At 68.8% G+C, this 23,761-nt stretch carries 22 protein-coding genes and 1 pseudogene; 9 read left to right on the top strand and 14 right to left on the bottom strand.

The annotated features are described in order from the left end of the window. Position 1: 1 nt before the first annotated feature. Positions 2–2,338: a cellulose biosynthesis cyclic di-GMP-binding regulatory protein BcsB gene (gene bcsB, locus GD429_RS18675; protein WP_152858831.1), complete on the bottom strand. Its 2,337-nt coding sequence runs from the start codon at positions 2,336–2,338 to the stop codon at positions 2–4. 498 nt (positions 2,339–2,836) lie between these two features. On the opposite strand from bcsB, the gene GD429_RS18670 reads away from it, so the two are divergent. Beyond that, positions 2,837–3,040, top strand: coding sequence for a hypothetical protein (locus GD429_RS18670; RefSeq protein ID WP_152858829.1), 204 nt, complete (start codon positions 2,837–2,839; stop codon positions 3,038–3,040). A gap of 169 nt (positions 3,041–3,209) precedes the next feature. Here GD429_RS18670 and GD429_RS18665 read toward each other — a convergent pair whose 3' ends face one another. From GD429_RS18665 to GD429_RS18650, 4 genes are read right to left on the bottom strand one after another with little or no spacing between them, the layout of a single operon-like run. Further along, complete coding sequence (locus tag GD429_RS18665) at positions 3,210–3,662, bottom strand: hypothetical protein (protein ID WP_152858828.1); 453 nt, start codon at positions 3,660–3,662, stop codon at positions 3,210–3,212. After that, complete coding sequence (locus GD429_RS18660) at positions 3,662–5,062, bottom strand: phosphatase PAP2/dual specificity phosphatase family protein (RefSeq protein WP_152858826.1); 1,401 nt, start codon at positions 5,060–5,062, stop codon at positions 3,662–3,664. Before GD429_RS18660 ends, GD429_RS18665 begins: the two co-directional genes overlap by 1 nt. Continuing rightward, complete coding sequence (locus GD429_RS18655) at positions 5,059–6,828, bottom strand: bifunctional alpha/beta hydrolase/class I SAM-dependent methyltransferase (protein ID WP_152858824.1); 1,770 nt, start codon at positions 6,826–6,828, stop codon at positions 5,059–5,061. The genes GD429_RS18660 and GD429_RS18655 overlap by 4 nt, the downstream gene beginning before the upstream one ends. A 59-nt stretch (positions 6,829–6,887) precedes the next feature. Further along, positions 6,888–7,493: a CDP-alcohol phosphatidyltransferase family protein gene (locus GD429_RS18650; RefSeq protein ID WP_072436404.1), complete on the bottom strand. Its 606-nt coding sequence runs from the start codon at positions 7,491–7,493 to the stop codon at positions 6,888–6,890. Between the two features lie 463 nt (positions 7,494–7,956). Between GD429_RS18650 and GD429_RS18640 the strand changes: the two genes are divergently transcribed. Both GD429_RS18640 and GD429_RS18635 read left to right on the top strand, forming a co-directional pair. Next, complete coding sequence (locus tag GD429_RS18640; RefSeq protein WP_152858822.1) at positions 7,957–8,586, top strand: lysophospholipid acyltransferase family protein; 630 nt, start codon at positions 7,957–7,959, stop codon at positions 8,584–8,586. Positions 8,587–8,623: 37 nt separating this feature from the next. After that, a complete protein-coding gene (locus tag GD429_RS18635) occupies positions 8,624–9,553 on the top strand; it encodes a phosphatidate cytidylyltransferase (RefSeq protein ID WP_152858820.1) in 930 nt (309 codons plus the stop codon). Positions 9,554–9,655: 102 nt separating this feature from the next. Here GD429_RS18635 and GD429_RS18630 read toward each other — a convergent pair whose 3' ends face one another. Next, entirely contained in the window at positions 9,656–11,485 is a 1,830-nt protein-coding gene (locus GD429_RS18630; RefSeq protein WP_152858818.1) for a methyl-accepting chemotaxis protein, read from the bottom strand. 154 nt (positions 11,486–11,639) lie between these two features. Between GD429_RS18630 and GD429_RS18625 the strand changes: the two genes are divergently transcribed. After that, on the top strand, positions 11,640–11,849 hold the full coding sequence (locus GD429_RS18625) for a hypothetical protein (protein ID WP_227791683.1): 210 nt from the start codon (positions 11,640–11,642) through the stop codon (positions 11,847–11,849). 34 nt (positions 11,850–11,883) lie between these two features. Here the strand turns inward: GD429_RS18625 and GD429_RS18620 are convergent, their stop codons facing one another. From GD429_RS18620 to GD429_RS18610, 3 genes are read right to left on the bottom strand one after another with little or no spacing between them, the layout of a single operon-like run. Beyond that, a complete protein-coding gene (locus GD429_RS18620) occupies positions 11,884–12,195 on the bottom strand; it encodes a hypothetical protein (RefSeq protein WP_152858925.1) in 312 nt (103 codons plus the stop codon). Further along, complete coding sequence (locus GD429_RS18615; protein WP_152858816.1) at positions 12,195–13,553, bottom strand: acyclic terpene utilization AtuA family protein; 1,359 nt, start codon at positions 13,551–13,553, stop codon at positions 12,195–12,197. Before GD429_RS18615 ends, GD429_RS18620 begins: the two co-directional genes overlap by 1 nt. Positions 13,554–13,592: 39 nt before the next feature. Further along, the gene (locus tag GD429_RS18610; protein WP_152858814.1) at positions 13,593–14,891 is read right to left on the bottom strand and encodes a CitMHS family transporter; all 1,299 of its coding nucleotides are present in this window, start codon (positions 14,889–14,891) and stop codon (positions 13,593–13,595) included. A gap of 97 nt (positions 14,892–14,988) precedes the next feature. Between GD429_RS18610 and GD429_RS18605 the strand changes: the two genes are divergently transcribed. Next, positions 14,989–15,885, top strand: a complete 897-nt coding sequence (locus GD429_RS18605) for a LysR family transcriptional regulator (protein WP_152858811.1) — start codon at positions 14,989–14,991, stop codon at positions 15,883–15,885. Positions 15,886–15,918: 33 nt separating this feature from the next. Here the strand turns inward: GD429_RS18605 and GD429_RS18600 are convergent, their stop codons facing one another. After that, positions 15,919–16,509: a flavin reductase family protein gene (locus GD429_RS18600; RefSeq protein WP_152858809.1), complete on the bottom strand. Its 591-nt coding sequence runs from the start codon at positions 16,507–16,509 to the stop codon at positions 15,919–15,921. A 121-nt stretch (positions 16,510–16,630) separates the two neighbouring features. Continuing rightward, positions 16,631–17,056 carry a VOC family protein gene (locus GD429_RS18595; protein ID WP_034183320.1) on the bottom strand — a complete coding sequence of 142 codons (426 nt, stop codon included), beginning with the start codon at positions 17,054–17,056 and terminating at the stop codon, positions 16,631–16,633. 112 nt (positions 17,057–17,168) lie between these two features. Here GD429_RS18595 and GD429_RS18590 point away from each other — a divergent pair, with 112 nt between their 5' ends. Both GD429_RS18590 and GD429_RS18585 read left to right on the top strand, forming a co-directional pair. Beyond that, positions 17,169–18,059 carry a LysR family transcriptional regulator gene (locus GD429_RS18590; RefSeq protein ID WP_152858807.1) on the top strand — a complete coding sequence of 297 codons (891 nt, stop codon included), beginning with the start codon at positions 17,169–17,171 and terminating at the stop codon, positions 18,057–18,059. A gap of 429 nt (positions 18,060–18,488) precedes the next feature. Next, complete coding sequence (locus GD429_RS18585; RefSeq protein ID WP_152858804.1) at positions 18,489–19,721, top strand: transglycosylase SLT domain-containing protein; 1,233 nt, start codon at positions 18,489–18,491, stop codon at positions 19,719–19,721. Positions 19,722–19,767: 46 nt separating this feature from the next. Here the strand turns inward: GD429_RS18585 and GD429_RS18580 are convergent, their stop codons facing one another. After that, positions 19,768–20,097, bottom strand: coding sequence for a hypothetical protein (locus tag GD429_RS18580; protein ID WP_152858801.1), 330 nt, complete (start codon positions 20,095–20,097; stop codon positions 19,768–19,770). A 321-nt stretch (positions 20,098–20,418) separates the two neighbouring features. Beyond that, positions 20,419–21,165, bottom strand: a complete 747-nt coding sequence (locus tag GD429_RS18575; protein WP_152858798.1) for a MipA/OmpV family protein — start codon at positions 21,163–21,165, stop codon at positions 20,419–20,421. Between the two features lie 246 nt (positions 21,166–21,411). On the opposite strand from GD429_RS18575, the gene GD429_RS18570 reads away from it, so the two are divergent. After that, a complete protein-coding gene (locus GD429_RS18570) occupies positions 21,412–22,137 on the top strand; it encodes a response regulator (RefSeq protein WP_152858795.1) in 726 nt (241 codons plus the stop codon). Then, a complete protein-coding gene (locus tag GD429_RS18565; RefSeq protein WP_152858793.1) occupies positions 22,138–23,514 on the top strand; it encodes an ATP-binding protein in 1,377 nt (458 codons plus the stop codon). 25 nt (positions 23,515–23,539) lie between these two features. Here GD429_RS18565 and GD429_RS41140 read toward each other — a convergent pair. Further along, positions 23,540–23,668, bottom strand: a pseudogene (locus GD429_RS41140) (LysR family transcriptional regulator); the annotation flags it as partial. Positions 23,669–23,761 lie beyond the last annotated feature (93 nt).

Here is a 23,761-nt window from a genome sequence, read left to right as displayed (position 1 = left end):
GTTACATCCCCCGTCGACGCGCGGCGATTCTCTGCAGCACGCTGAACACGCCGAGCGCGAGCAGCAGCCCCGCGACGACGCCGACCGCGCCGAGCACGACCGGATGCCGCGCCGCCTGCGTCCAGACGCGCGCATACCACGGCACGAAACCGACCACATAAGGCTCGCCGACGCGCAGGCTGTCGACCTGCCCCGGCCGCACCAGCGCGAGGTCGCCCTGCAACTGCGACACGAGGCCGGCGTTTTCGAACACGTTCAGCAGATCGCCGAGGCGCGGCTGGTCGGTCGCCGTCAACGCGACGACGCTGCGGCCGTGGCTGCCCGGCAGCTCGAACCCGGCGAGCGCCGCGAGCGGCCCCGTCTGCTCGATATGCGCGCCGCCGTCGGCCAGGCCGACGCCGTTGCGCCAGCGCTCCTTGACCGTGAATGCGACACGCTTCGCGCCGTCGCCGCCCGCACCGCCCTGCTCGCCGATCACGAGCGGCAGCGCCGAGCGCCAGTGCGCGAGCAGCGGCGACGCGGGCGAGCCGTCGATCACGAGCAGGTCCTTGCTGCCCGACAGCGCGGCGACGTCGCCGGGCCGCGCGACCTGCACGCGCAGTGCCGGGAACCCCGTCCACTCGCCCATGTGGCCGAGCATCGTCAGGTAGGCCTCGAGCTCCTGCGGCGACGGCCGGTCGGGCATCACGACGGCAGTCTGCGACAGGTCGGCGAAGCGCGTGAACGGAAAGCCGCTGTTCGCGAAGAACGCGAGGTTCGGCAATTGCGCGTAATGGACGAAGTGCGAGAAGTCGATCGTCGAATCGGGATCGATCGCCGCGCGCTGCGGCTCGGTGGACGTGCTCGAGCACAGGCCCGTCTTCTGCGAGTCGAGCGTGAAGCGGAATTGCAGCTGGTTGCCGCTGCCGACGCGGAACGCCGGGATGTCGACGTCGCTCGTCACGCGCCCTTCCGGCACCGACAGCAGCGGCAGCTGCATGCGGCCGCGCGCGTCCTCGGCCTGGGCCGGCCCGAGCCGGTACGACTTCACGAGCTGCTCGTTGATCTCGACGGCCAGCGTCGAGTTGTCCTGCACGGTCGGCGCCGTGTAGCGGTAGCGCAGCGTGATCGGCACGCCCGCGCCGTTCCATGAATGGAGATCGGCCGGCACGCGCAGGTTCAGGCGGATCGCGTCGGGCGTCGTGCCGCGCGCTTCCAGCTCGCGCGGATCGGACACGAGTTCGCGGAACGTGATCGGCCGGTTCACCGGCAGCCAGCGCGGCGCATCGTACGGCTTGCGCGGCGCACCGAGATCGACGTGCGCGACCGTCGCCGCCGGCCCCGACAGCGCTGCACGGCCGAGCACGAGCGTCGCGACCGCGTCGTCGACCTCGGCCGCCGTGCGGCCCGTGACGACGAGCAGCTTGCGCCCAGGCGCGGCCGGGTTGTCGGCGACCGCGAGCAGCGGGCCGTTGACCGACGGCAGCGCGAGGCCGGCCGGCAGCGTCGCGGCCGTGCCGACCACCACCGCCTGGTCGTCGGCCGGCAGCGTGGGCGACACCGGGAAGCGCGCATGCCGGTAGTCGGCCAGCGCGCCGAACCACGACGCGAGCACGCCCGCGCTGCGCAGCGTCGCCGAATCGGGCGACGCCGGCAGCACGAACGGCAGCCGCAAGCGGCCGTTGTCGCGCCGGTCGAAGAACGGCGCGGGCAGCAGCGCGAGATCGTTCGGCAGGCGGACCGGCGATTCGTCGAGGATCAGTTCGCTCGTCGGGCTCACGTCGGCCCACAGCGCCGAGTTCGACGGATCCTCGCAGTGGTCGAGCGTGTAGTGCGCGATCAGGCGCAGGCCGATCTGGTTGAAATCCGAGAAGTAGCGCGGATCGATCGGGATGTCCTGCGTGACCGTGCGGCCCGCGCGCGCGGCGTCGAACGGGACGGTCGCGATGACCTCGCCGTTCACCGACACCTTCAGGTGCGACAGCGGGAATACGAGCGACGGCGAATACGCGTAGGTCAGGCGCAGCCGCGCGCCCGTGACCACGCGGTCGAGCCGCACGCCCGCGTGGATCGTGCGTGCATCGTCGGCGCCGCGCAGGCGCAACGGGTCGAACGCGCCGAGCGACGCGAACGGCAGGCGCACGGTCGTCGCCGGTAGCGCGGCGGACGGCGCGCTGGCCGCCGTCGGCGCAGCCGCGAGCAGCGGCGCCGACGCGTCGCCGGGCGACGCCGCATTACCGGCACCGGGCGCCGCAGCGGCTGCCGGCACCGCCGGCATCGGAGCGGCCGACAGCGCGGCCGCGTGGAAAGCGCCGACCATGGCAACCGACAGGACGAACAGCGACGCGGCCGGCTTCATGCGCCGCTCCGTTTCGTCGGGATCATCCGGTCATCCGTCGCATCGAACCCGACGCGCGCAAAGCAGCTATGCCCGTGAGTGAACATCCCCACTGCTTCCCCTCATATCAACTAACTGGCCTGCTTCGTTTATCGAAATGAAGCAGCACATTCTTTAATCGGCTGTCGTCGTGTTTGCGCGCGCACCTGGCACCGGCACACGCCCATTCGTCACACTATCTCAAAAATAGGACAAAACTTACCCCGATTCGCGACGATGAAGCAAAAAAAGCCTCAATCCGGTCGGAAATGCTACGCGAGAGGCATGAATGGTAAGAATTGCGCCGCTGTCGCCTGACGGGCCGAACGGGCCGAACGGCATGCTGCCGGCGCGGTGCGGCTGGCCGGCGGGGCGATCCGTTGCAGAACGCCCGAGCCCGGGGCCGCGCTGCCGCGGGGCGGCGCGTATGCTACCGCAATCCCGTGCAGCCGGACGCGCTTTCTTTCACGGAAAACTGACTTGTATCAAATCGTCGACACCGCCGCCGCGTCCCCGGACACGCTGCTGCGCAGCAGCGCGGTGCAGACCGAGATTGCGACGCTCGGTCTCGACCTCGGCAACGTGATGGCCCAGGGCCTGTTCATACCAATAGCGGGTAGCGCTGGGCGCCCGAATGGCCGAGCGCAAGGATTGCGACGAAGCGAATACTCGACGTATTCGTGAAAAGCATGACGCGGCGCTGGCCCTCGTGGCGGCCAGCCCCACGGGCGATTTTTTCAAATTGGGGGACCGTGCGTTGCCGGCCGTATTGCAGCGTCGATCGTTGCTGGCCCCCGAGGGAATGGCCGGCAACGACCCACGCTCGCCAGCCCGTCGTGAGCATGAACAGGCGCTACCCCGCCTGCGGCACCGCGATCGCGAGCCCGACCACGACCCACTGCACGACCGCGACCAGCACGCCGGCCCGGCACAGCCCGACAGCACCGCGCACGCGCGCGTCGAGCGTGCGCCCTGCCTTCGACGCGTCGATCCAGCCGAGATCGGCGAGCGCGCTGTCGAGCGCCGCAAGCCCGTCATCGACCGACGCATCGCCCGCCGCCGCCCGCGCCAGCGCGGCGAACAGTCGGCGGTCGATCTCGATACGCACCGCGTACCACAGCGCCGCAATCCCCGCCCCTGTGCTGACGACAGCCAGCAGCACGCGCGCGATCGTCGCGGGCGCCCAGCCCGATGCAATCCACCAGCCCGCGCCGGCCGCGGCCAGCGCGGCCGCGATCGCCCACGCGCCCGCATCGAGCGCGCCGCGTGCGGCGGCAATCCGAAATGGCGCGGACGGATCGTGCATCACAGGCCTCCCGCACTGCGGCGTCGATCGATCCAGTGCTGCAGCACGGCCACGCCGTCGTCCGACCACACCGCTTGCGGCCGCACCTCGCGCACCGCGGCAAACGCGTCGCGCGCATCGCCGAGCCCGCGCCGCGCGGCAAGCCACGCGGCCGCGCACAGCACGCTGCGCCCGTAGCCGAGCGCGCAGCAGACCAGCACGTCGCGCCCTTCGCCGTGCAGGCGTTCGAGCGCCGCGACTGCCTGCGCGAGCTGCGTGGCCGTCGGCGCGACGAGATCGAGCTGCGGCACGGCCGCATACGCGAGCGACGCATCGGCCGCCGCCCAGCGCGGCATTTCGGCGGTCAGGTCGACCAGCGCCGTGAAACCGTGGCGCCGCACGTCGCGTGTCGTCGGCGTGCGGCCGATCGACACGCGCTCGTCGATCCGCACGGGCGCCGGCTGCCGGAACGTCCACAGCCGCGAATTGACGAACGCGCCGGCGATCGTCGGCGCGAGCAGCCAGCGGATGAAGACCGGGAAACGCCCGTGCGCATCCTTCTGAAAGGCGCCGGGCGCGCCGCGTCGGTAGAGCCACGCGACGCACGCGAGCGCCAGCGCGACCCACCCCGCCGCCAGCGCCCAGCCCGGCGCGCGCGGCACGCACCAGAGCGCCACGAGCGCGACCAGCGCCGCGCCGAACGCGTAACGACGCGCGAGCGCGCGGCCGGCCGCGCCCGGCGACGCATCGGCGCCCGGCAGCCGGCCCGAGGCATCGCGCAGCGGAAACAGGAACAGCGCGAGACAGCCGACGGCCGCGCCGGCCGGCACGTCGATCGCGTGATGCTGGTAGGTCGTCAGCACCGACACGCCGATCGCCGCGAACCACAGATGCAGCACGACGCGCGCGATCGTGCCGCGCAGGTGCTTCGCATAGACGGCCCACAGCACGACCAGCAACCCGATGTGCAGCGACGGCGCCTGGTTGAACGGCTTGTCGAAGCCCATCAGCAGCGTGAACAGCGCGCCGGCCACGCCGCCCGCGTCGGGCCGCTCGAAACCGAAACGCAGGGGCCACGCGATGAAGCATGCGACCGATACCAATTGCACGGTGAGTAGGCGCTTCACGTGATCGAGCAGATCGTCGCGGCGCGTCCAGAAGAAGAACGACAGCGCATACAGAATATCGATCGACCAGTACGGCACGATCGTCCACGGCACGAACGGGATCGCGTGCTCCCAGCCGAACGCGAACGTCGGCACCGCCGCGCGGTGCGCGGCGAGCCAGTTCGCGAAGCCGTACGTCGAGAAGAACACGGCGCCCATCGCCGCGAGCCAGCCGAAGCGCAGCGCGAACGACGCGTCGCGCGCGCCGGCCGCCGGCTCGACGACGCCGCTCGCGCCGCCGCCGAGCGCGCTCATGACGCGTCGACCCGCTGCGCGAGGCTGACCGTGAAGATACCCATCTCGTCGATCCGCTGGTCGAGCTTGCGGAAGCCGGCGCGCGCGACGAGTTCGTCCATCTCGGCCTGCGAGCGGCGGCGCATCACCCAGGTCGCCTCGCCGCGGTGATTGTTCAGCGCGCGTGCGATGAATTCGAGCTGCGGATGCCACGGCTGCCCCGTATAGACGAGATAGCCGCCCGGCGGCACGGCCTGCGCGAGCCCGCGCAGCGAACGTTCGATCAGCGCGTTCTCGCCGAACAGTTCATAGAGACCCGACACGATCGCGAGCGTCGGACGCGGCTCGAGCGTCGCGAGCGACGTCTCGTCGAACGCGTCGCCGCGCTCGAAGCGCGCGATCGGCTCGAGCCCGCGCTGGGCGATCAGCACGCGCCCGGCCTCGACGTTCGGCGGGCTGTAGTCGCGCAGCGTGATGTCGTCGGGCGCCGCGCCGTCGCGCTCGGCGGCCGTCGCGATCGCGTCGAGCACATAGCGCCCGTGGCCGGCCGCGATGTCGACGATCCGCACCGGCGTGCCGTGGCCGCGCAGGCGGCCGATCGCCGTGCCGATCAGTTCCTGCAGATGCACCTTGCGCTGGCGGATGCCGATCCAGCCCGGCGAATCGAGATACGTGCGGTCGATCAGCGCGCCGACACCGAGCCGCCCTTGCGCGCGGTTGCGGTACACGTAATCGAGCGTCGAGCCCGAATCGAAACCGAGCTGCAGCCCGAGCGCGATGCCGTCCGACAGCGCGCCGCCCGCCTTCAGGCCTGCGCGCGTGAGCGCCCAGTACGCGCGCGCGAACACGTTCGCGGGCGGGCGGCCGAGCGCCGCGTATTCGTCGTGGAACGCGCCGCGCCGGTCGGCGTCGGCGAGCGACACGCGCGGGCTCGGCGTATCGAACTCGCGCAGCACGAACGCGCGCAGCGGCGCGAGCGCCTGCGCGCGGTCGCGCTCGCCGAGCGTGTCGTGATAGAAGCCCGGCAGCACGATGCGCTCCTTGCGCGCCGAGCCGAGCCGTTCGAAGAAACGATCCTGCGGGCCGCGATGCACGACCCAGTCGGCGCCCGAGATCAGCAGTTGCGTCGGCACGGTGATCGCGGCCGCATCGGCGACGATCCGCTGCGCGGTGTCGTGCAGGTCGAGCAGCATGTTGACCGCGATCGGCCGCGTGATCAGCGGATCGGACGCGTAGCTGGCGATCCGCTCGGGATCGTGCGTGAGGAATTTCGGCTTCACGTAGCTGTTCACGTAGAACAGCCCGCGCAGCTTGTGCATCAGCCGCAGCCCCGGCCGCGCGAACGGCACGTAGAGCTTGATGTGGAACGCCGGCGACGCGACGACGAGACAGCGGATCGGCGGCGCGTAGTCGTGCGCCCAGGTCGCCGCGAGCACGGCGCCGACGCTCTGGCCGACCACGGCCATGTCCTCGATCGCGATGCCGTGCGTGTCGCGGATATGCTCGACGAAGGTCTGCAGGTCGCGCACCGATGCGGCCGCGCTCGGGCTGTAGCCGCGCGCACCGGGCGAGCGGCCGTGGCCGCGCGCGTCCCATGCGAAAAACGCGAAATCCGGCAGGTCGAGCTCGTCGACGAGGTGCGCGACGCGCGCCGAATGCTCGTGGCCGCGATGCAGCAGCACGATTGCGCCGCGGCAGCGCGGGCCCGTCGCGGGCCAGTGACGATAGAACAGCGTTTCGCCGTCGTGCGTGATGAAGTCGGCCTCGCGGGCCGTGCGTGCGCTCATGTGATCTCTCTCGTTTCGTTATTCGAATCATGTGGCGCCGCCCTCCGGCGCCTCGTAGGTCAACCGCCCTTTTCGGCGATGCCGGCCTGCACGCGCCGCACCACCGTCACGATCGACAGCACGATCAGCAGGCGCCACAGCCACGCGGCGATGCTGCCGACCGGCAGGCCGAAGCCGATCCACAGCGCGAATGCGCCGAGGGCCAGCGCGCGGTCGCTCTTGCCGAACGGGCCGTCGTAGCGGCGCGTGGCACCGACGAGCGGCCCGATCAGCCCCGCGCATTCGACGATCACCGCCGTCAGCGCGAATAGCCAGACGTCCGCCGGAGCGAACGCGGAAATGGCGAGGAACGGCAGCACGAGCGCGACATCGGACACGATGTCGCCCAGCTCGTTCAGGTATGCGCCGAGCGTGCTCTTCTGCCCGTGTTCGCGTGCGAGCATGCCGTCGATCGCGTTGAGCGCCATCCGTGCGAACAACCACAGCGGAATCAGCAGGAACAGCACGCGGGCGAATACGCCGAGCCCGGCGAGCGCCCCGACGACGATCGAGCCGCCGGCCGCGAACAGCGTGACCTGGTTGGCGGTGACGCCGCGTTCGGCGAGCGAATTCGCGAACGGGCGCAGACGGTCCTGGAATTTGGGTTTGAGTGCGTAGAGGCTCATCGTTTCGTATTCGTATTTTTCGCGCGGCACAGTCGGACACGTTTCCCGCCGCCATGCCCCGGACGGCGAAACGGCCTGCGTCGGCCTTCAATGGACGGCCCCCATCGTCGCCGAGCAGCACCGATGCGTCAAGCATGCGCCCGGCCCGCCCGCGCGGCGCCAATCTGGCGTTTTTGGCGGAAACTCGCGATAATCCGCTGGCCCGATCGCAGCGAAGATCCATTCGAACTGCAAACGGGCACTCGTGCAACAGCCGATCATCACGCCGCCGACCGGCACATGCGCCGCTACGCAACGTGCGTGTGACGGCGAACCGTCCGATTATCGCGGACCTGCGACAGGCAGCCACGAACTTGAAAAAATTTAAACAAGGGCCGTCCGGCGCGCATCCTGCCGCGCCGGCATTCCGGGATCCCGTCCGCCGCACCCGCGGCCGGGCATGCAGGCAGGAGGCACAGCGCCGATGAACATCGTCAACGTCTGGCAGCGCGACTTCCTGCTGTCCATCGTGCGGCTCGTCGCCGGCGCATATCCGGTCTGGCATCAGGCGCCGCCGTCCCCGACGCAGAAGATCTATTTCTCGAACCACACGAGCCACATCGACACGCTCGCGATCCTCGCCGCGCTGCCGCGCGACGTGCGCGCGGTCGTGCGGCCGGTCGCCGCGCGCGACTACTGGGACAGCAGCGACATGAAGCGCCACATCGCGCAGAAGCTGCTGAACGTGGTGCTGATCGACCGTCACCGCGAATCCGGCGGCGACCCGCTCGAACCGGTGCGCGACGCGCTGCGGCAAGGCCACTCGATCATCATCTTCCCGGAAGGCACGCGCGGCGCCGACGTGCTGCCGCAGCCGTTCAAGAGCGGGCTGTTCCATCTCGCGACCGAGTTCCCGAACGTCGCGCTCGCGCCCGTCTACCTCGAGAACCTGCAGCGCATCATGCCGAAGGGCGCGATCTGGCCCGTGCCGCTGATCTGCAAGGTGCATTTCGGCGCGAACGATGCGCTCGGCAGCCAGGAAGACAAGCCGACGTTCCTCGCCCGCATGCGCGACGCGATCGTCGCGCTCGCGCCGCAGCGGCCCGCGGGCTGAACGCGGCGCCCTCCTCTCCCTTTTTCCGGATATCCCCATGCGAACTCTCTTCTGGGAACTGGTCGCGGGCGTCACGGGCGTGCTCGTCGTGGCCACCGTGATCGGTGCGATCCTCGGCGCGCGCAGCGGCGGCACGAGCTCGACCATCGTCAACCTGAACCAGCGCATCCGCGCGTGGTGGGCGATGATCGCGATCATGGCCATCGCGATCGGCCTCGGCAACAACGTCACGTATCTCGTGTTCGCGCTGCTGTCGTACCTGACGCTGCGCGAATTCATCACGCTCACGCCGACCACCGCGAGCGACCACACGACGCTGTTCATCGCGTTCTTCGTCGCGATCCCCGTGCAGTACCTGCTGCTCGGGATCAACTGGTACGGGATGTACTCGATCTTCGTGCCCGTGCACCTGTTCTTCGCGATGTCGCTCGTGTCGGCGCTCACGCAGGACACGCGCGAATTCCTGAGCCGCAACGCGAAGATCAACTGGGCGCTGATGGTGTGCGTGTACGGGCTGAGCCACGCGCCGGCCGTGCTGATCCTCGACATTCCGCGCTACGCGGGGCAGAACGCGCTGCTGCTGTTCTTCTTCCTGGTCGTCGTGCAGATCAGCGACGTGCTGCAGTACGTCGTCGGCAAGCTGTTCGGGCGCCGCAAGATCGCGCCGCAGCTGTCGCCGTCGAAGACGATCGAAGGCTTCGTCGGCGGCGGCCTGCTCGCGACGCTGTGCGGCGCGTCGCTGTATCGCGTGACGCCGTTCAGCTTCGGCGCGGCGTTCGGGATCTCGCTCGCGATCGTGATCGCGGGTTTCGTCGGCGGGCTCGTGCTGTCGGCCGTCAAGCGCTCGCTCGGCACGAAGGACTGGGGCTCGATGATCGCGGGCCACGGCGGGATGCTCGACCGCGTCGACTCGATCTGTTTCGCCGCGCCGGTGTTCTTCCACCTGGTGCGCTATCTGTACGTTTGATGCGCGGGCGGCGCAACGCCGCCCGTTCTCGCCTGCCCCTTCTCACCGCCTTCCTGCATCCTTCCTGCATCCTTCCTGCAGCCTTCGGCGACCTCGGCCCGATCACGCCGATGCCGTCTCGGCCCGGTGCGAACCCGCGAGCTTGAATTCGCCGACCGTCTGCGCGAGCTGCGCCGCCTGCTCGCGCAACAGCGCCGCGGCGGCGGCCGATTCCTCGACGAGCGCCGCGTTCTGCTGCGTCGAGTGATCGAGCTGCGACACCGCCTGGTTCACCTGCGCGAGCCCGGTGCTCTGCTCGTTCGCCGCGACCGTCATTTCCGCGATCACGCTCGTGATGCCGCGCACGCCCTCGACGATCTCGTCCATCGTCGCACCGGCCGTCTTCACGAGCCCCGAACCGCCCTCGATCTTCTCGACGGACGACTGGATCAACTGCTTGATCTCCCTCGCCGCCACCGCGCTGCGCTGCGCGAGCGTGCGCACCTCGCCCGCGACGACCGCGAAGCCCCGCCCGTGCTCGTGCGCGCGCGCCGCCTCGACGGCCGCGTTCAGCGCGAGGATGTTGGTCTGGAACGCGATGCCGTCGATCACGCCGATGATGTTCGAGATCTCGGCCGACGCCTTCGTGATCTCGTCCATCGTCGCGACCACCTCGCTCACCACCTCGCCGCCGCGCACGGCGACGCCCGACGCCGATTCCGCGAGTTGGCTCACCTGCGTGGCCGCATCGGCCGAGTTGCGCGCCGTGCCGGCGATCTCCTCGAGCGCCGCCGCCGTCTCCTGCAGGCTCGATGCCGCATGTTCGGTGCGGCTCGACAGATCCTGGTTGCCCTGCGCGATCTCCGCGCTCGCCACGTTCACGGATTCGCTGAAGCCGCGAATCTGCAGCAGGATCGCGCTGATCTTTTCGGCGAACAGGTTGAACGCGCGCGCGATCTGCGCGGCCTCGTCGCCGCCGTCGGCCGGCAGCCGCTTCGTCAGGTCCCCGCTCCCGCTCGCGACGTCGGTCAGCGCGTCGCGCACGAGCAGCACGCGCTTGAATGCCGCATTCGTCAGTGCGCCGACGAGCGCTGCCGCGACGCAGGCGACGACGAGGATCGCAATGAGCGTCGTCGTCGCGACGGCCCGCATGCCGGCCGTCACGTCCGACCGGTCGAGCGCCATGACGAGCGACCAGTCCGTCCCGGCGATCGGGCGCGCGCGGAGCAGCTTGGTCACGCCGTCCACGTCGATCGCCACCGGCTCGGTCGCCGCCTGCAGGCCGGCGAGGCGCTCCGGCGTCAGTTCGGGCGACAGCTCGACGGCCGGCTTCATGATCAGATCGGTCTTCGCGCCCGCGATCAGGCGCCCGCTCTTGTCGACCAGGAACGCGAAGCTCGACGGCGTCGGGTGCATCGATGCCACGATCGCGCTCGCGCGCTCCATGTAGAGGCTCGCCGCGAGCACGCCCTTCAGCGTGCCGCCGCGAACGATCGGTGCGGCGAACGCGAAGGCGGGCTTGCCGGTCGACGCATCGCGGTACAACGCCGTGACGACGAGGCGGCCGGCCTCGACCGCCTGCTTGAACCACGGGCGCGCGGTCGGATCGTAGCCGGCCGCGAGCGGGACGTTCGAGTACGCCGTGCGGTCCGGCAGGCCGAGCGTGAGCACCTGGAAGCCGCCCGATTTGCCGAGCAGCGTCAGCGCCGGCAGTGGGTCGCCTTCGCCCGGCGCCAGCGTGTCCGCGAGCGCCTGGGTCTGCTGCGCGCGGCTCGCGACCCACTCGTCGAGCGCGAGCGCGTGGCCGGTCAGGACGGACTGCAGGTTCTGGTCGATGGTTGCGTCGTTGTGTTGCTTGACGACGTAGTACACAAGGCCGCCTGTCACGGCCAGGGCCGTGACCACGATGGCGACGCAGGTCGCCAGAATTCGGGCGCGAATCGATGACAGCATGATGACGGTGATCTCCGGTTGCCGCGTTGTTGTCGATTGGTCAAATGGGCACTCAATCGTCCTTAACGACCGCGCGAGACGCAACTTGAGGTTCGACTGGTCAGACCGGTGAAAAAAATAGAGAAACCGGGCCGGCGACAGCACGCACGATGTCGTGTTCGCGGGCGGCAGCCTCGCGGTCGGTTCGTTCGACAACCTGATCTTCGAAGCCGGCGGCACCGAATCGCGTCACGCGGTCGAACTCGATTTCGACCGGCTCGCCGCGTCGCACGCGGTCTACGACTATCGAAAGGATCAGCGCCTGCACATCGCCGGCGAGCGCATCGAGCACGCTGACGGGCGTCGCGAGCTGCTGATTCCGTGACCTCGTGCCCGCACCCGGGCGGCGACGTCGTCCGTCACGCCGGGTCGGGCACCTCGATCGCCAGCAACGCCGAACTGACCGACTTGCCGTGCGCATCGAGCGCGAGCGAACGCGTCACGCCGCCGCCGAGCGCATCGCGCAGCACGAAATTGAACGCGCCCAGCGCCGGCAATTCGTAGCGCACGACGTCGCCGTGCACGATGCCCGCGAGCCATGCCTTCACCGCGGCCGCATCCAGATGCGTGCGCAGATGGTCGTAATGACGCGGATCGCGGCAGATGACCGACACGTTCAGCGTATTGCCCTTGTCGCCGGTGCGCGCATGCGCGAGTTCACGCAGTTGCATCATGCCTCCACGAATGAAAACGACGGCGTCACGGCCGCGCGCGGCAGCAGCACCGACTGCACGGCGATCACCTCTCGCGTCGACTTGAACGCGCCGCCGCCGCCGGCCGGCCCGTTCGTATAAAGCGTCTCGACTTCATTGCCGATCCGCGCCGCTTCATCGGCACGCGCCGCACGGCCGGCCACCCGCACGCGCACCTCGGCCGGCTCGCCACGCACGGCCGGCGTCGCATCGCCATACAGCGAATCGACGCCGATCAGGTCGAAGCGCAACTCGGTCGCGGCGACGCCGGTCAGCGCCAGCCGCTCGCGGACGATGTCGAGTGCGAGACGCGCGCGTTCGAGCGCGCCGGGGCCGCCGTACGAGATCTGGCCTTCGCCGATATAGCCGTCGATGTACGCCACCGACACCTTCAGCGTATCGGGCCGCGCGGTGCCGCGCCCGCCCGTCACGCGCACGCGATCCGTCGCTTCCTCGGCAACCGCGACACGCGTGAAATCCGCGACGACATCGGGCTGCAGATACCGCGCAGGATCGTGGATCTCGTAGAGCAGTTGTTCCTTGCAGGTCGCCGCGCTCACGCGGCCGCCCGCGTGCGGCACCTTCGTGATCGCGACCGAGCCGTCGGCCGAGACTTCGCCGATCGGGAACCCGAGCCGCGCGAGATCCGGCACGTCCTTGTAGCCGGGATCGGCGAAATAGCCGCCCGTCACCTGTCCCGCGCACTCGAGCAGATGGCCGACGACCGTCGCCTGCCCGAGCGTGTCCCAGTCGTCCATCCGCCAGCCGAACGCATGGATCAGCGGCGCCGCGAACAGCGACGGATCGGCGACGCGCCCGGTCAGCACGACGTCCGCACCGGCCGCGAGCGCGTCGACGATCGGTGCGGCACCGAGGTACGCGTTCGCGGACACGATGCGGTCGCGATACGCGGCGACTTCGTCGCCCGATTCCTCGAAACGGAACGCACCGCGCAGCACGACGTCGAGCACGTCGTCGCCTTCGACCGCCGCGACTTTCAATTGAGCAATACCGAGCGATTGCGCGATCTGCGCGGTACGTCTTGCCGCTGCGCGCGGGTTCGCCGCGCCCATGTTCGACACGATGCGCACGCCCTTCGGCACGGCCACCGGCAGCACCGCACGCATGCGCGCGTCGAGCAGCGGATCGTAGCCGAGCGCCGGGTCCTTGCGGCGCGCCTGCTGCGCGATCGCGATCGTGCGCTCGGCCAGGCATTCGAAGACGAGATAGTCGAGCTGCCCGTGTTCGGCCAGTTCGACCGCGGGCTCGATCCGGTCGCCCGAGTAGCCGGCGCCCGCGCCGATGCGCACGCGCCGTTCAGGTTGCTTTGCTGTCATGTCCGTACCGTCGTCCGACGGGAGCGCCGCCGGGAAAAATCAAAAGATGCCTAACACGACGCACGCGATCGTCATCACGATCGAGGCGCCGAACAGCAGCGGGAACGTGAATTTCTGATGCTCGGCCAGCTCGATGCCGCACAGGCCGACGACCAGGAACGTCGCGGGCGTCAGCGGGCTGACCGGAAACCCGGTCGTCATCTGGCCGAGCAACGCGGCCTGTCCGACCTGTACGGCCGGCACGCCGAGCTGGCCGGCCACCTCCGCGATCACCGGCAGCACGCCGAAGTAAAACGAATCGGGATCGAACAGCATGCTGAGCGGCATCGATGCGAGGCCGAGCACCACCGGAATATGGCCGGCCATCGACGGCGGCACGAAACCGACCGCCGCCTGCGCCATCGCCTTCAGCATCCCGCTGCCCTGCATGATCCCCGTGAACACGCCGGCCGCGAGCAGGATGCCGGCCATCATCAGCGCCGCGCGCGCATGCGCGTCGATCCGCTTCCTCTGCATGTCGACGTCCGGGTAATTCACCATCAGCGCGATGCACAGCCCGACCATGAACATGATCGCCGGCGGGATCTTCTCGCCCATCACGACCATCGTGCCGAGCACGACGAGCGTCAGTACGAGGTTGAACCAGAACAGGTGCGGCCGGCGCAGCGCCTGCTCGTCGGGCGTCAGCTCGCGCTTCGGCAGCGGGATCGACGCATCGTCGCGCGTGAGGCCGAGCCGCTTCTCCTCGCGCCGCCCGAGCCAGTACGCGACGCCGAACACGAACACGAGCCCGATCGCCTGGACCGGGATCAGCGGATTGAACAGCGCCGACACCGGCAGGTGCAGCGACGCCGACGCGCGGATCATCGGCCCCGTCCACGGCAGGAAGTTGATGCCCGCGGCCATCGACACGGCCGCGGCCAGCACGCGCCGGTCCATCTTCAGCCGGTCGTACAGCGGCAGCACGGCCGGAATCGTCACGAGAAAGCAGACGGCGCCCGAGCCGTCGAGATGGATCAGCAGCGCGAGCAGCGTCGTGCCCATCACGATGCGCGTCGGCCGCGTGCCGACCGCGCGCAGGATGCGGTCGATGATCGGGTCGAGCGTGCCGGCATCGGTGATCGTGCCGAAATACAGGATCGCGAACACGAACATCCCGACCACGGGCGCGAGGCCCTTCAGCCCGTCGATGACGAACTTGCTGGTGTGCAGCCCGAAGCCGCCGAGCAGCGACGCCGCGATCGGCACGACGATCAGCGCGACGAGCGGCGACATCCGCTTCGACAGAATCGCGGCCAGCAGCACGACGATCGTGCCAAGCCCGAGTAACGGCAGCATCCGTGTCTCCTACCTTGTCTTTTGTTGAGGACGAGCGTAAGGTCGGCGCAGCAATAGCACAATTGAAATGATTTGATCGCAGTAATCACGAATCATTATGGATCTGAATCTTCGCGACATCCGCGCGTTCGTCACCGTCGCGCACGCCGGCAACTTCACGCGCGCGGCCGCGCGGCTGCACCTGTCGCAGCCGGCACTGACCGTGCAGATCCGCCGGCTCGAGGAAATCGTCGGCGCGCGGCTGTTCGACCGCAACAGCCGCAGCGTCGCGCTCACGCAGACCGGGCGCGAGCTGCTGCCGCTGCTGCAGCGCTCGCTCGACGACATGGAGCGTGTGCTGCGCGATGCGCGCGCGCTCGGCGAAGGCACGAGCGGCACGGTGCGGCTCGCGTGCCTGCCGACCTTCGCGTCCAGCGTGCTGCCGGAGCTGATCCAGTCGTTCCGGCGCGACGTGCCGCGCGCGGGCTTCGAGATTCGCGACGGCGTCGCGAGCCTCGTCACCTCGCTCGTGCGCAACGAGGAAGCCGATCTCGGGCTGACCGGCGGCGACACGTTCGATGCATCGCTGGAAGTGCTGTATGCGGGCGCCGACCGGCTCGTCGCCGTGTGCCCGAAGGATCATCCGCTCGCGCGCAAGCGCCGCGTGAGCACCGCCGACATCGCGGGCGTGCCGCTCGTGCTGACCGCGCAGGGCACCAGCGTGCGCAGCGTCGTCGACACCGCGCTGGAAGCGGCCGGCTGCACGCCCGACATCGCGTGCGAGCCGACCTACATGATGACGGCGGTCGCGATGGTGCGCGGCGGCCTCGGCGTGACGATCCTGCCCGCGACCGCGCGCGAGGTGCGCGCCGAACCGGAACTGGTCGCGAAGCCGATCGACGATCCCGCGTTCGTGCGGCCGATCGCGCTCGTCACGAAACGCGGCCGCACGCTGCCGCGCGTCGCGCAGGCGTTCGCCGAAGCGATGCTGGCGGAATTGAAAAAGCGCGCGTGAGCCGCGCGCCGGGGTCGGGAAAGAACACTCGCTTTATGCTTGCTGCGCGTCCGGATCGACGTGCAGCGATTCGCCGATCGCATAGAAATTGCCGCCCGCGATGTAGTGCAGGCTGCGCAGCGCCGGATCGGCCGATTCGAAATACCAGTGGCCGTCTCGAAACACGCGTGTGTCGGACCACGCGCCGACCACCTCGCCGATGAACAGGTCGTGGGCCTGCTGGTTGTGCGGCTCGGGAATCAGCCTGCACGCGAGCCAGCCCGAGCAGCCGGCGACGAACGGCAGGTCGTGGCCGTCGACATCGAACAGCGTGACCCCCGCTTCGCGCAGCTTGTCCGGCCGCTCCGCGAGACTGTGGCTGCCGACCGCATGCGTGAGCTGCAGTTGCGCGGCCGTCGGCACCTGGATCACGAACCTGCCGCTGCGCTCGACGAGCTCGCGCGTCTTCGCGGCTTTGTCGAGCACGACCGTCAGCTTCGGCGGCAGGAAGTCCAGCGCGCACGCCCACGCGGCGGCCATCACGTTGTCGACGCCGTCGTGGCGGGCCGACACGAGCACGGTCGGGCCGTGATTGAGGAGACGGTAGGCTTTCTTCAGCTCCACCGGAGCGATATGACTGTCCATACGGGTTCCTTGGAGAACGGCGCGCACGGACGGATGCCGTGCGGCGCGGCGCCTGCCGGCGCGCCTATGCGCGGCCCGGTACGAGGCCGCATTCTCGATCGGCGCAGACTCGCCCGATCCGTCACTTCGCGAACAGTTGCCCGATGTCTCGGAACGCCTTGAACTCGAGCGCATTGCCGCACGGATCGAACAGGAACATCGTCGCCTGTTCGCCGACCTGCCCCTTGAACCGCACATACGGTTCGATCGCGAAGGTCACGCCGAACGATTTCAATCGCTCGGCCAGCGCTTCCCAGCTCGCCCAGTCGAGCACGATCCCGAAATGCGGCACCGGCACGTCGTGACCGTCGACGGCATTCGTATGCGCGCCTTCCTGCGATGCGGTCTTCGGGTGCTCGTGAATCACGAGCTGGTGCCCGTAGAAGTCGAAGTCGACCCATTGCGTGCTCGAACGCCCCTCTTCCAGCCCGAACACGCGGCCGTAGAAATCGCGCGCGGCCGGCAGGTCGTAGACCGGAATCGCCAGGTGAAACGGGGAAAGACTCATGGTTGCCTCGTGAAGGAACGCTCGCGTGGCGCGAGGACGGCACCATGGTAGACAACGGCGAGCAAAAATTAAATCAATATATAGTTTTGCGATTCACAAACGGAATTGATCAATGATCCGCGAGCTGAAAACCCTTGTCGCCGTCGCCCGCGAAGGCACGTTCGCCGCCGCGGGCAACCGTATCGGGCTGACGCAGGCAGCCGTCAGCGCGCAGATGCAGCGTCTCGAGGCCGAGCTCGGCTTTGCGCTGTTCGACCGGCAAGGCCGGTCGGCTCGCCTCAACGAGATGGGCCATCACGTGCTCGACCAGGCGCAGGCGCTGATCGGCCTGTACGAGAACCTGAGCTCGACCGCGCCCGGCTCGCCGGCCACCGTGCGCGTGACGATCGGCGCGATCGCGTCGGTGCAGAGCACGCTGCTGCCGGCCGCGCTGGCCGAGTTCCATCGCGGGCATCCCGCGTGCCGCACGCGCGTGATACCGGGGCTGTCGATCGAGCTGGTCAACCGCGTCGACGCGGGCGAGATCGACATGGCCGCGATCATCCGGCCGCCGTTTTCGCTGCAGAGCGACCTGCACTGGACGACGCTCGCGCAGGAACCGTTCCGGCTGATCGTGCCGCGCGGCGTGAAGGGCAAGGAATGGGCCGCGCTGCTCGCGAGCGAGCCGTTCGTGCGCTACGACCGCGCGTCGTTCGGCGGCCGCCAGGTCGATCGTTTCCTGCGGAAGATGCACATCGCGGTGCGCGACACCTGCGAACTCGACGAACTCGACGCGATCGTCAAGCTGGTCGAACACGGCGTCGGCATCGCGATCGTGCCGCAGACCGCCGTGTATCGCCGCTGGCCGGCCGGCGTGCGCGCGATCGACCTCGGACACCACACGTTCCACCGCGACATCGGGCTCGTGCATCGCGCGCGGCGGACGATGTCGGAACCGGCGCAACTGTTGGCCGGGCTGATTGAAGAGGCGTCGCGGCGGCGCTCGCCGTCGCGGGCGGCCTGAGTCGCGCGCCCGGCGACGCCGTGGTCGTTGCGGATCAGCGCCGCGCGGCCGGCCGGAATCGCTTCCCCCCGCACGGCGGCGTCGGCCGCCGTTGTCTCTGGATAGCATTTTCATCGCCCTTTCCGGCCCGGATACCGACTGCCGGGCGATTCCCGTCCCGTTTGATTCAGCACCGTTTTCCCGGAATGACTGACGCGGCGCGTCATTATTCCGGGCGTCGCCACGCACTCGCATGCACCGAAAAGACGGCCATTTTTACCGATCGAGCTTCGTCACGACCGGTGATCCGACGCGATAAAAATGCGCGACGAGCGCATGGGCAATTGCAAAGGAAAGTTTGACGCGAGCCATTTGTCTGCTCGCTATGGCACACTTCGCGTCTCTCGTCATTTCCTTGCATCGGGCGGCCGGATTCCGCCCCATCCTGCCATGCCGTGTCAGACAACCCGTTCGATCAGCCGCGAAACGCTGAAGGTCGCCTCGACGATTGCGATGTCGTGCGTGCTGTACGGCGTCGCGCGCGCCGATTGCCTCGACGACGCGGCCGCGTTCCAGCACGTGAGCGTCGCCCTGATGCGCGGCATCGCGCAGGTCGAATCGGGGATGAATCCGAACGCCGTCAACACCAATACGAACGGCACGGTCGACATCGGCCTGATGCAGATCAACAGCACATGGCTGCCGACGCTCGCGCGCGAAGGCATCACGCGGGAGAGCCTGTTCGATGCATGCACGAACGCGTATGTCGGCGCGTGGATCCTGTCGCAGAACATCCGCCAGCTCGGCCCCAACTGGAACGCGATCGGCGCGTACAACTCCGCGTCGCCCGACAAGCGCCTCGCGTATGCGCGCAAGGTCTATGATGCAATCCGGACCATGCCGGATTCGCCGGATACTCCCATGCCCATCCTTCCACCGTCCTTTACGCCGCCGCAACAGCAACAGGCGTACAACCCGTTCGCGAGCCTGAGCGTGTCCGCCCCGCAGCAGGTCACGCGTCCGCGCACGATATCGTCGGCCCCGCCGCCTCCGCCACCGCAAGGCGGCCCCGCCGGCCCGGCCGGTACGTACAACTTCGGATGGTCGGTCACGGGCGCGGACCAGGCGAAGCCGACCCAGGTCTTCGACGACGGTGCTCGGATCTACGTGCAGTTCAGCGACATGAAGCACGTGCCGGCGATCTTCACCGAAACGTCGTCGGGCCGCGTGCTGATGTCGTGGGAGCTGCAGTTTCCGTATGCCGTTTTGACGCGCCCCGCGCAAACGTTGATCTTCCAGCTCGGGCCGTTCGAGGCGCGCGCGCAGCGTGGCGCGGCCGGGGGCGCAGGCATGACCGCGCAGACGGGTACGACGGCGCAGCGGCCCGGTGCGGCGACGGCTGCTGCTACTGCGTCGAATTCGAAGAAGTCCGTCGATGCGGCAGCGACGACGGCCGCCAATCCGGCAACGAAACGCACGGCCTCGGCCGATGCGCTCTGGTATCTGAACACGCCGTCGACGTCGGGATCGGCGGCTGCATCGCCATCGACATCGAATATTCCGGCCACGCTGCCGACGGCCGTGACGTCGAACACGCCGCCGGCCGCACCGGCGCAGGCACCGGCTGCAACGGCTCAGCCTTCGCGCGTCAGTACCGATGCGCTGTGGTACATCTCGAAGTAACGCGCGCTAGCTTGCGCATTCGCGCGCGTCACACCGGCGCACCCCATCACCCGCGCCGCACCCAGATCACCTTCCCGTCGCGAATGCCGAGATTGCGGCGCTCCGGTCGGTAATCCATCGTGCCCGGCAACGCCTTGCCGTCGCGCTCGAGCACGCGCCACAGGCAGCCGCCGAGTTGCGCGGCCGCATCGGCCTCGGTCTTGCCGACCAGCGCATCGTCCTGCCCCGCATCCGCCTTGCATGCCTGCGACGCACCTGCCTGCCCGCCATTCGCCGGCGGGTTGCCCGCGCTCGTGATTTTCGTGTTCATGTCCGCACATCCCGCAAACGTTGCGCCCGCAACCAGTGCCATCATCATCGCGATCGTCTTCTTCATCGATTTCTCCCTTTTGCACCCGGCGGGACAGATGCGGCGTTCCTCGCCGACCGGGCGTCGCATGCATGATCGGTTCCGCGCGTCGCCGGCCATCTCCCGACGGAGCCGGCCAGCGAACCGCGGCCTCGCGCGCGCCGGTCGCGCCGATTCGGCGTACCGGCGTCGCGGGCTCGACCTGACGCCGAAACCGCCTGCATGTTACCGCACGCGATCGGCCGCCACGGCGCGGCGCCGACGCATTGCGCGGTGTGCGCGGATCGATCGCACCTGCCCATGCACGCCGACGCAATGCGGCATTCGGGATCGCCATCGGCGACCGGTTCAGAACTTGTAGGTCGCGCCCGCAATGCCGTAGTAGTTGCTGCGCGACTGGACGATCGGACTGTCGCCGTAGCGGCCGAGCAGCCGCGTCACGCCGCCGGTCGCGAGCACCGACCAGTGCCGCGACAGGTTCCAGTTCCACGCGACCGCCATCGATGCGCTGTCGATCCCGCCGCTCGTCGAATACGGCCGGAACCGGCTCGTCATCGACTGTGCGTCGGTCACGCCGTAGAACGTCTGCGTATAGCGTCCCGAGCCCGCATGCACGGTGCCCGTCACGACGATCTCGTGCTGCGCGGTCTTGAACACGGGCACCGCGAGATCCATGTGCCCCGACACGCCGCGTGACGTGTGCGTCACCGGTGTGTCGATCGTGACGCTCAGTTCGGCCGCATTGAAGAGCGTCACGCCCGCGCGTACGCCGACCAGCACCGAGCCCGGAATCCGGCCCATGCCCTTCAGGTAGTCTGAGCCCGGCAGGTCGAAGCGGTTCTCGTCCGCACGGCCCGCATCGTAGCTCACGGCCGCCGACACGAACACGCCGTGCGGCAGGTCCAGCCGGTAGCCGGCGCCCTGCTTAGCGTCGATGAAGAAGCCATTGCCGAACGTCGCGGAAAACGACGGCGCGACGACGCCGCGATACTGGTTGCTGCCCTGGTAGCGCGGCGCGAAACCGCCGCCGAGCGAGATCGAATACTGGTTTTCCGCGTGGGCGGCGGCGGCAAGGGTCAGGCCGGCGAGCGGCATGCAATAACGGTAGCGGCGGAGTATTGGGCGCACAATATCGAGATAAGAGTGACGGAGCCCGCAGTCTAGGTGTCGCCCTGCGCCGAGACTGTCCCGAATCTGCGGCGAATCTGTGCTCAATTGTGTTCGATTGTTCGAGATTGTCGTGCCGCTGCCACTGCCGCCGGTACGCCGGATAGAATTCGCGTGCCGCGCCGCATACCGGTCTGCCGGGGTCCGAGATCGCGCGTGCATCCTGAGGAGCCCATGAACGACAATCCGCTCAAATACCGTGTACTGCTGATCGAAGACGACGATCGCCTCGCGCAGCTCGTCCGCGAATACCTCGACGGCTATGAATTCGCGGTAACGGTCGTGCGGCGCGGTGACCTCGCCGTCGCGGCGGTGCGCGAGCACCAGCCGGCCCTCGTGATACTCGACCTGATGCTGCCGAACCTCGACGGCATGGAAGTCTGCCGGCGCATCCGCGCGTTCACCAATATTCCGGTGCTGATCCTGACCGCGCGCGCGGACGTCTACGACCAGGTCGCCGGCCTCGAGACAGGCGCCGACGACTACGTGACGAAGCCGATCGAGCCGCGCGTGCTCGTCGCGCGCGCCCGCGCGTTGCTGCGCCGCGCGCAGCCGGCCGCCGTGGAGGCGCCGGCTGCCGCGCCCGAATCGCTCGTGTTCGGCGAACTGTCGATCTCGCCGCCGAACCGCACCGTCACGTGGCGCGGCGAGCCGGTCGACCTGAAGACCGCCGAATTCAACCTGCTGCTGATCCTCGCGCGTGCGGCCGGCACCGTGCTGAGCCGCGACGACATCCTGAAGCAGTTGCGCGGAATCGAGTTCGACGGGCTCGACCGCTCGGTCGATTCCGGCATCTCGAAGCTGCGCCGCCGCTTCGAGGATGCTTCGTCGGAGCCGCACAAGATCAAGACGATCTGGGGCCGCGGCTACCTGTTCAGCCCTTCCGCGTGGGACGAATAAATGCTGCGTCCGTTGATCAGGCTGTACCTCGTCGTGATCCTGTTCGTCGCCGCGTCGATCGTGTTCATCCAGCTGTCGTTCGACCGGATCTTCTACGAGCGCGTCACGCAGGCGCAGCGCGATTCGTTGACGACCTACTCGTTCGTGCTCAACGACTACCTCGAACGCCATCCGGGCGGGCAGCGCCTGCTCGCGCTGCGCGAGCTCGCGAAACACGGCAACGAAGGGTTCGGTTTCCTGTCGATGGCCGACGCCCGCGCGCAACTGAGCGGCGCGCCGCTGCGCGATCTCGATGCCGGCAGGATCGCGATCAGCTACAACGGCAAGGATTACTACATGCCGCTCGCGGACGGCTCGGTGCTGCACGCGCGCCCCATCGAGGCATCCGATCTCGACATCAAGATCTATGCGTACCTGCTGCTCGCGCTCGCCACGCTGTTCGCGGTGGTGCTGTGGATTCACTATCACTGGCGCGACCTGCGCAAATTGCAGGAAGCCGCGCGCGCATTCGGAGCCGGCACGCTGTCGACGCGCGTGAAGCTGTCGGGCAAGTCGAACATCGACGAGCTGTCGAAGCAGTTCAACGACATGGCCGAGCGCATCGAAGCATCGATCAAGCAGCAGCGCGACATGATGCACGGCATCTCGCACGAACTGAAGACGCCGCTCGCGCGGCTCGAATTCGGGCTCGCGCTACTCGCCGAACCCGATGATACGGAGCGGATGCGCGAACGCCGCGACGCGCTGCGGCGCGACGTGCGCGAACTCGACGAGCTGGTCACCGAACTGCTGACGATCGGCCGGCTCGAACAGGGTGCGAGCCAACTCGTGCCGATGGAGATCGTCGTCGATGCGCTGATCGACAGCGTCGCCGGCAACGTCGCGAACGACATCGCCGATTGCGGAATCGCGCTCGACGTGTCGACGCTCGGCATACCCGCGACCCACGTGTGCGATCCGAAGCTCGTCGCCCGCGCGCTGCTGAACCTGATCCGCAACGGCGCGCGCTACGCGTCGCGCAAGGTGCTGCTGTCCGCAGCCCGCGACCGGTCCGGCGCACTCGTGCTGAGCGTGGACGACGACGGCCCCGGCATTCCGGCCGCCGAGCGAACGCGCGTGTTCGAACCGTTCCAGCGGCTCGACTCCAGTCGCGACCGGCAGACCGGCGGCTTCGGGCTCGGGCTCGCGATCGTGCGGCGCGTCGCGCTGGTGCATGGCGGCGACGTGCGGCTCGAGGATTCGCCGCTCGGCGGCGCACGCTTCGTGATCACGCTGCCCGCGCGAACGCTGCCGGACAGCTTCTTCGACGCGACGGAAGACCTCGCCCATGCCGACGCGCCCGGCGCCGGCACGAGCACGGCTGCGCCGCCGCGATGACGCGATGACGCACGCAGGCGGCGCACCACCCCGCGCTCACCGGAACCAGCTTCCCTGCGACGATATCGTCATGGATGCCGAGCCCTGCGAGCGCCGCGGCGCGCATCACCTGCCCTTCGTTCGCATCGCGCACGCTCTTGATCGTGACCGACTGCCACCGCTACTACGACGCGAACGGCGACCTGCTGCGCGAACTGAACCGGATCGCGTAGCGACCGTCGACACGGCCGCGCACGCTGCGTAACGA

The sequence above is a fragment of the Burkholderia sp. BE17 genome, assembly GCF_009362305.1.
Classification (GTDB): Bacteria; Pseudomonadota; Gammaproteobacteria; order Burkholderiales; family Burkholderiaceae; genus Burkholderia; species Burkholderia pyrrocinia_C.
Note: the sequence above shows the minus strand (reverse complement) of the source record. Positions and strands in the feature narration are given on the sequence as shown.

Bases quoted from the DNA above. Each gene is read 5' to 3' on its own strand.
- GD429_RS18635 (WP_152858820.1), top strand. From the start codon at position 8,624: ATGCGAACTCTCTTCTGGGAACTGGTCGCGGGCGTCACGGGCGTGCTC.
- GD429_RS18580 (WP_152858801.1), bottom strand. From the start codon at position 20,097: ATGAAGAAGACGATCGCGATGATGATGGCACTGGTTGCGGGCGCAACG.
- GD429_RS18590 (WP_152858807.1), top strand. From the start codon at position 17,169: ATGATCCGCGAGCTGAAAACCCTTGTCGCCGTCGCCCGCGAAGGCACG.
- GD429_RS18650 (WP_072436404.1), bottom strand. From the start codon at position 7,493: ATGAGCCTCTACGCACTCAAACCCAAATTCCAGGACCGTCTGCGCCCG.
- GD429_RS18640 (WP_152858822.1), top strand. From the start codon at position 7,957: ATGAACATCGTCAACGTCTGGCAGCGCGACTTCCTGCTGTCCATCGTG.
- GD429_RS18595 (WP_034183320.1), bottom strand. From the start codon at position 17,056: ATGAGTCTTTCCCCGTTTCACCTGGCGATTCCGGTCTACGACCTGCCG.
- GD429_RS18605 (WP_152858811.1), top strand. From the start codon at position 14,989: ATGGATCTGAATCTTCGCGACATCCGCGCGTTCGTCACCGTCGCGCAC.
- bcsB (WP_152858831.1), bottom strand. From the start codon at position 2,338: ATGAAGCCGGCCGCGTCGCTGTTCGTCCTGTCGGTTGCCATGGTCGGC.
- GD429_RS18600 (WP_152858809.1), bottom strand. From the start codon at position 16,509: ATGGACAGTCATATCGCTCCGGTGGAGCTGAAGAAAGCCTACCGTCTC.
- GD429_RS18585 (WP_152858804.1), top strand. From the start codon at position 18,489: ATGCCGTGTCAGACAACCCGTTCGATCAGCCGCGAAACGCTGAAGGTC.
- GD429_RS18660 (WP_152858826.1), bottom strand. From the start codon at position 5,062: ATGAGCGCGCTCGGCGGCGGCGCGAGCGGCGTCGTCGAGCCGGCGGCC.
- GD429_RS18615 (WP_152858816.1), bottom strand. From the start codon at position 13,553: ATGACAGCAAAGCAACCTGAACGGCGCGTGCGCATCGGCGCGGGCGCC.
- GD429_RS18630 (WP_152858818.1), bottom strand. From the start codon at position 11,485: ATGCTGTCATCGATTCGCGCCCGAATTCTGGCGACCTGCGTCGCCATC.
- GD429_RS18610 (WP_152858814.1), bottom strand. From the start codon at position 14,891: ATGCTGCCGTTACTCGGGCTTGGCACGATCGTCGTGCTGCTGGCCGCG.
- GD429_RS18655 (WP_152858824.1), bottom strand. From the start codon at position 6,828: ATGAGCGCACGCACGGCCCGCGAGGCCGACTTCATCACGCACGACGGC.
- GD429_RS18565 (WP_152858793.1), top strand. From the start codon at position 22,138: ATGCTGCGTCCGTTGATCAGGCTGTACCTCGTCGTGATCCTGTTCGTC.
- GD429_RS18575 (WP_152858798.1), bottom strand. From the start codon at position 21,165: ATGCCGCTCGCCGGCCTGACCCTTGCCGCCGCCGCCCACGCGGAAAAC.
- GD429_RS18665 (WP_152858828.1), bottom strand. From the start codon at position 3,662: ATGCACGATCCGTCCGCGCCATTTCGGATTGCCGCCGCACGCGGCGCG.
- GD429_RS18570 (WP_152858795.1), top strand. From the start codon at position 21,412: ATGAACGACAATCCGCTCAAATACCGTGTACTGCTGATCGAAGACGAC.
- GD429_RS18620 (WP_152858925.1), bottom strand. From the start codon at position 12,195: ATGCAACTGCGTGAACTCGCGCATGCGCGCACCGGCGACAAGGGCAAT.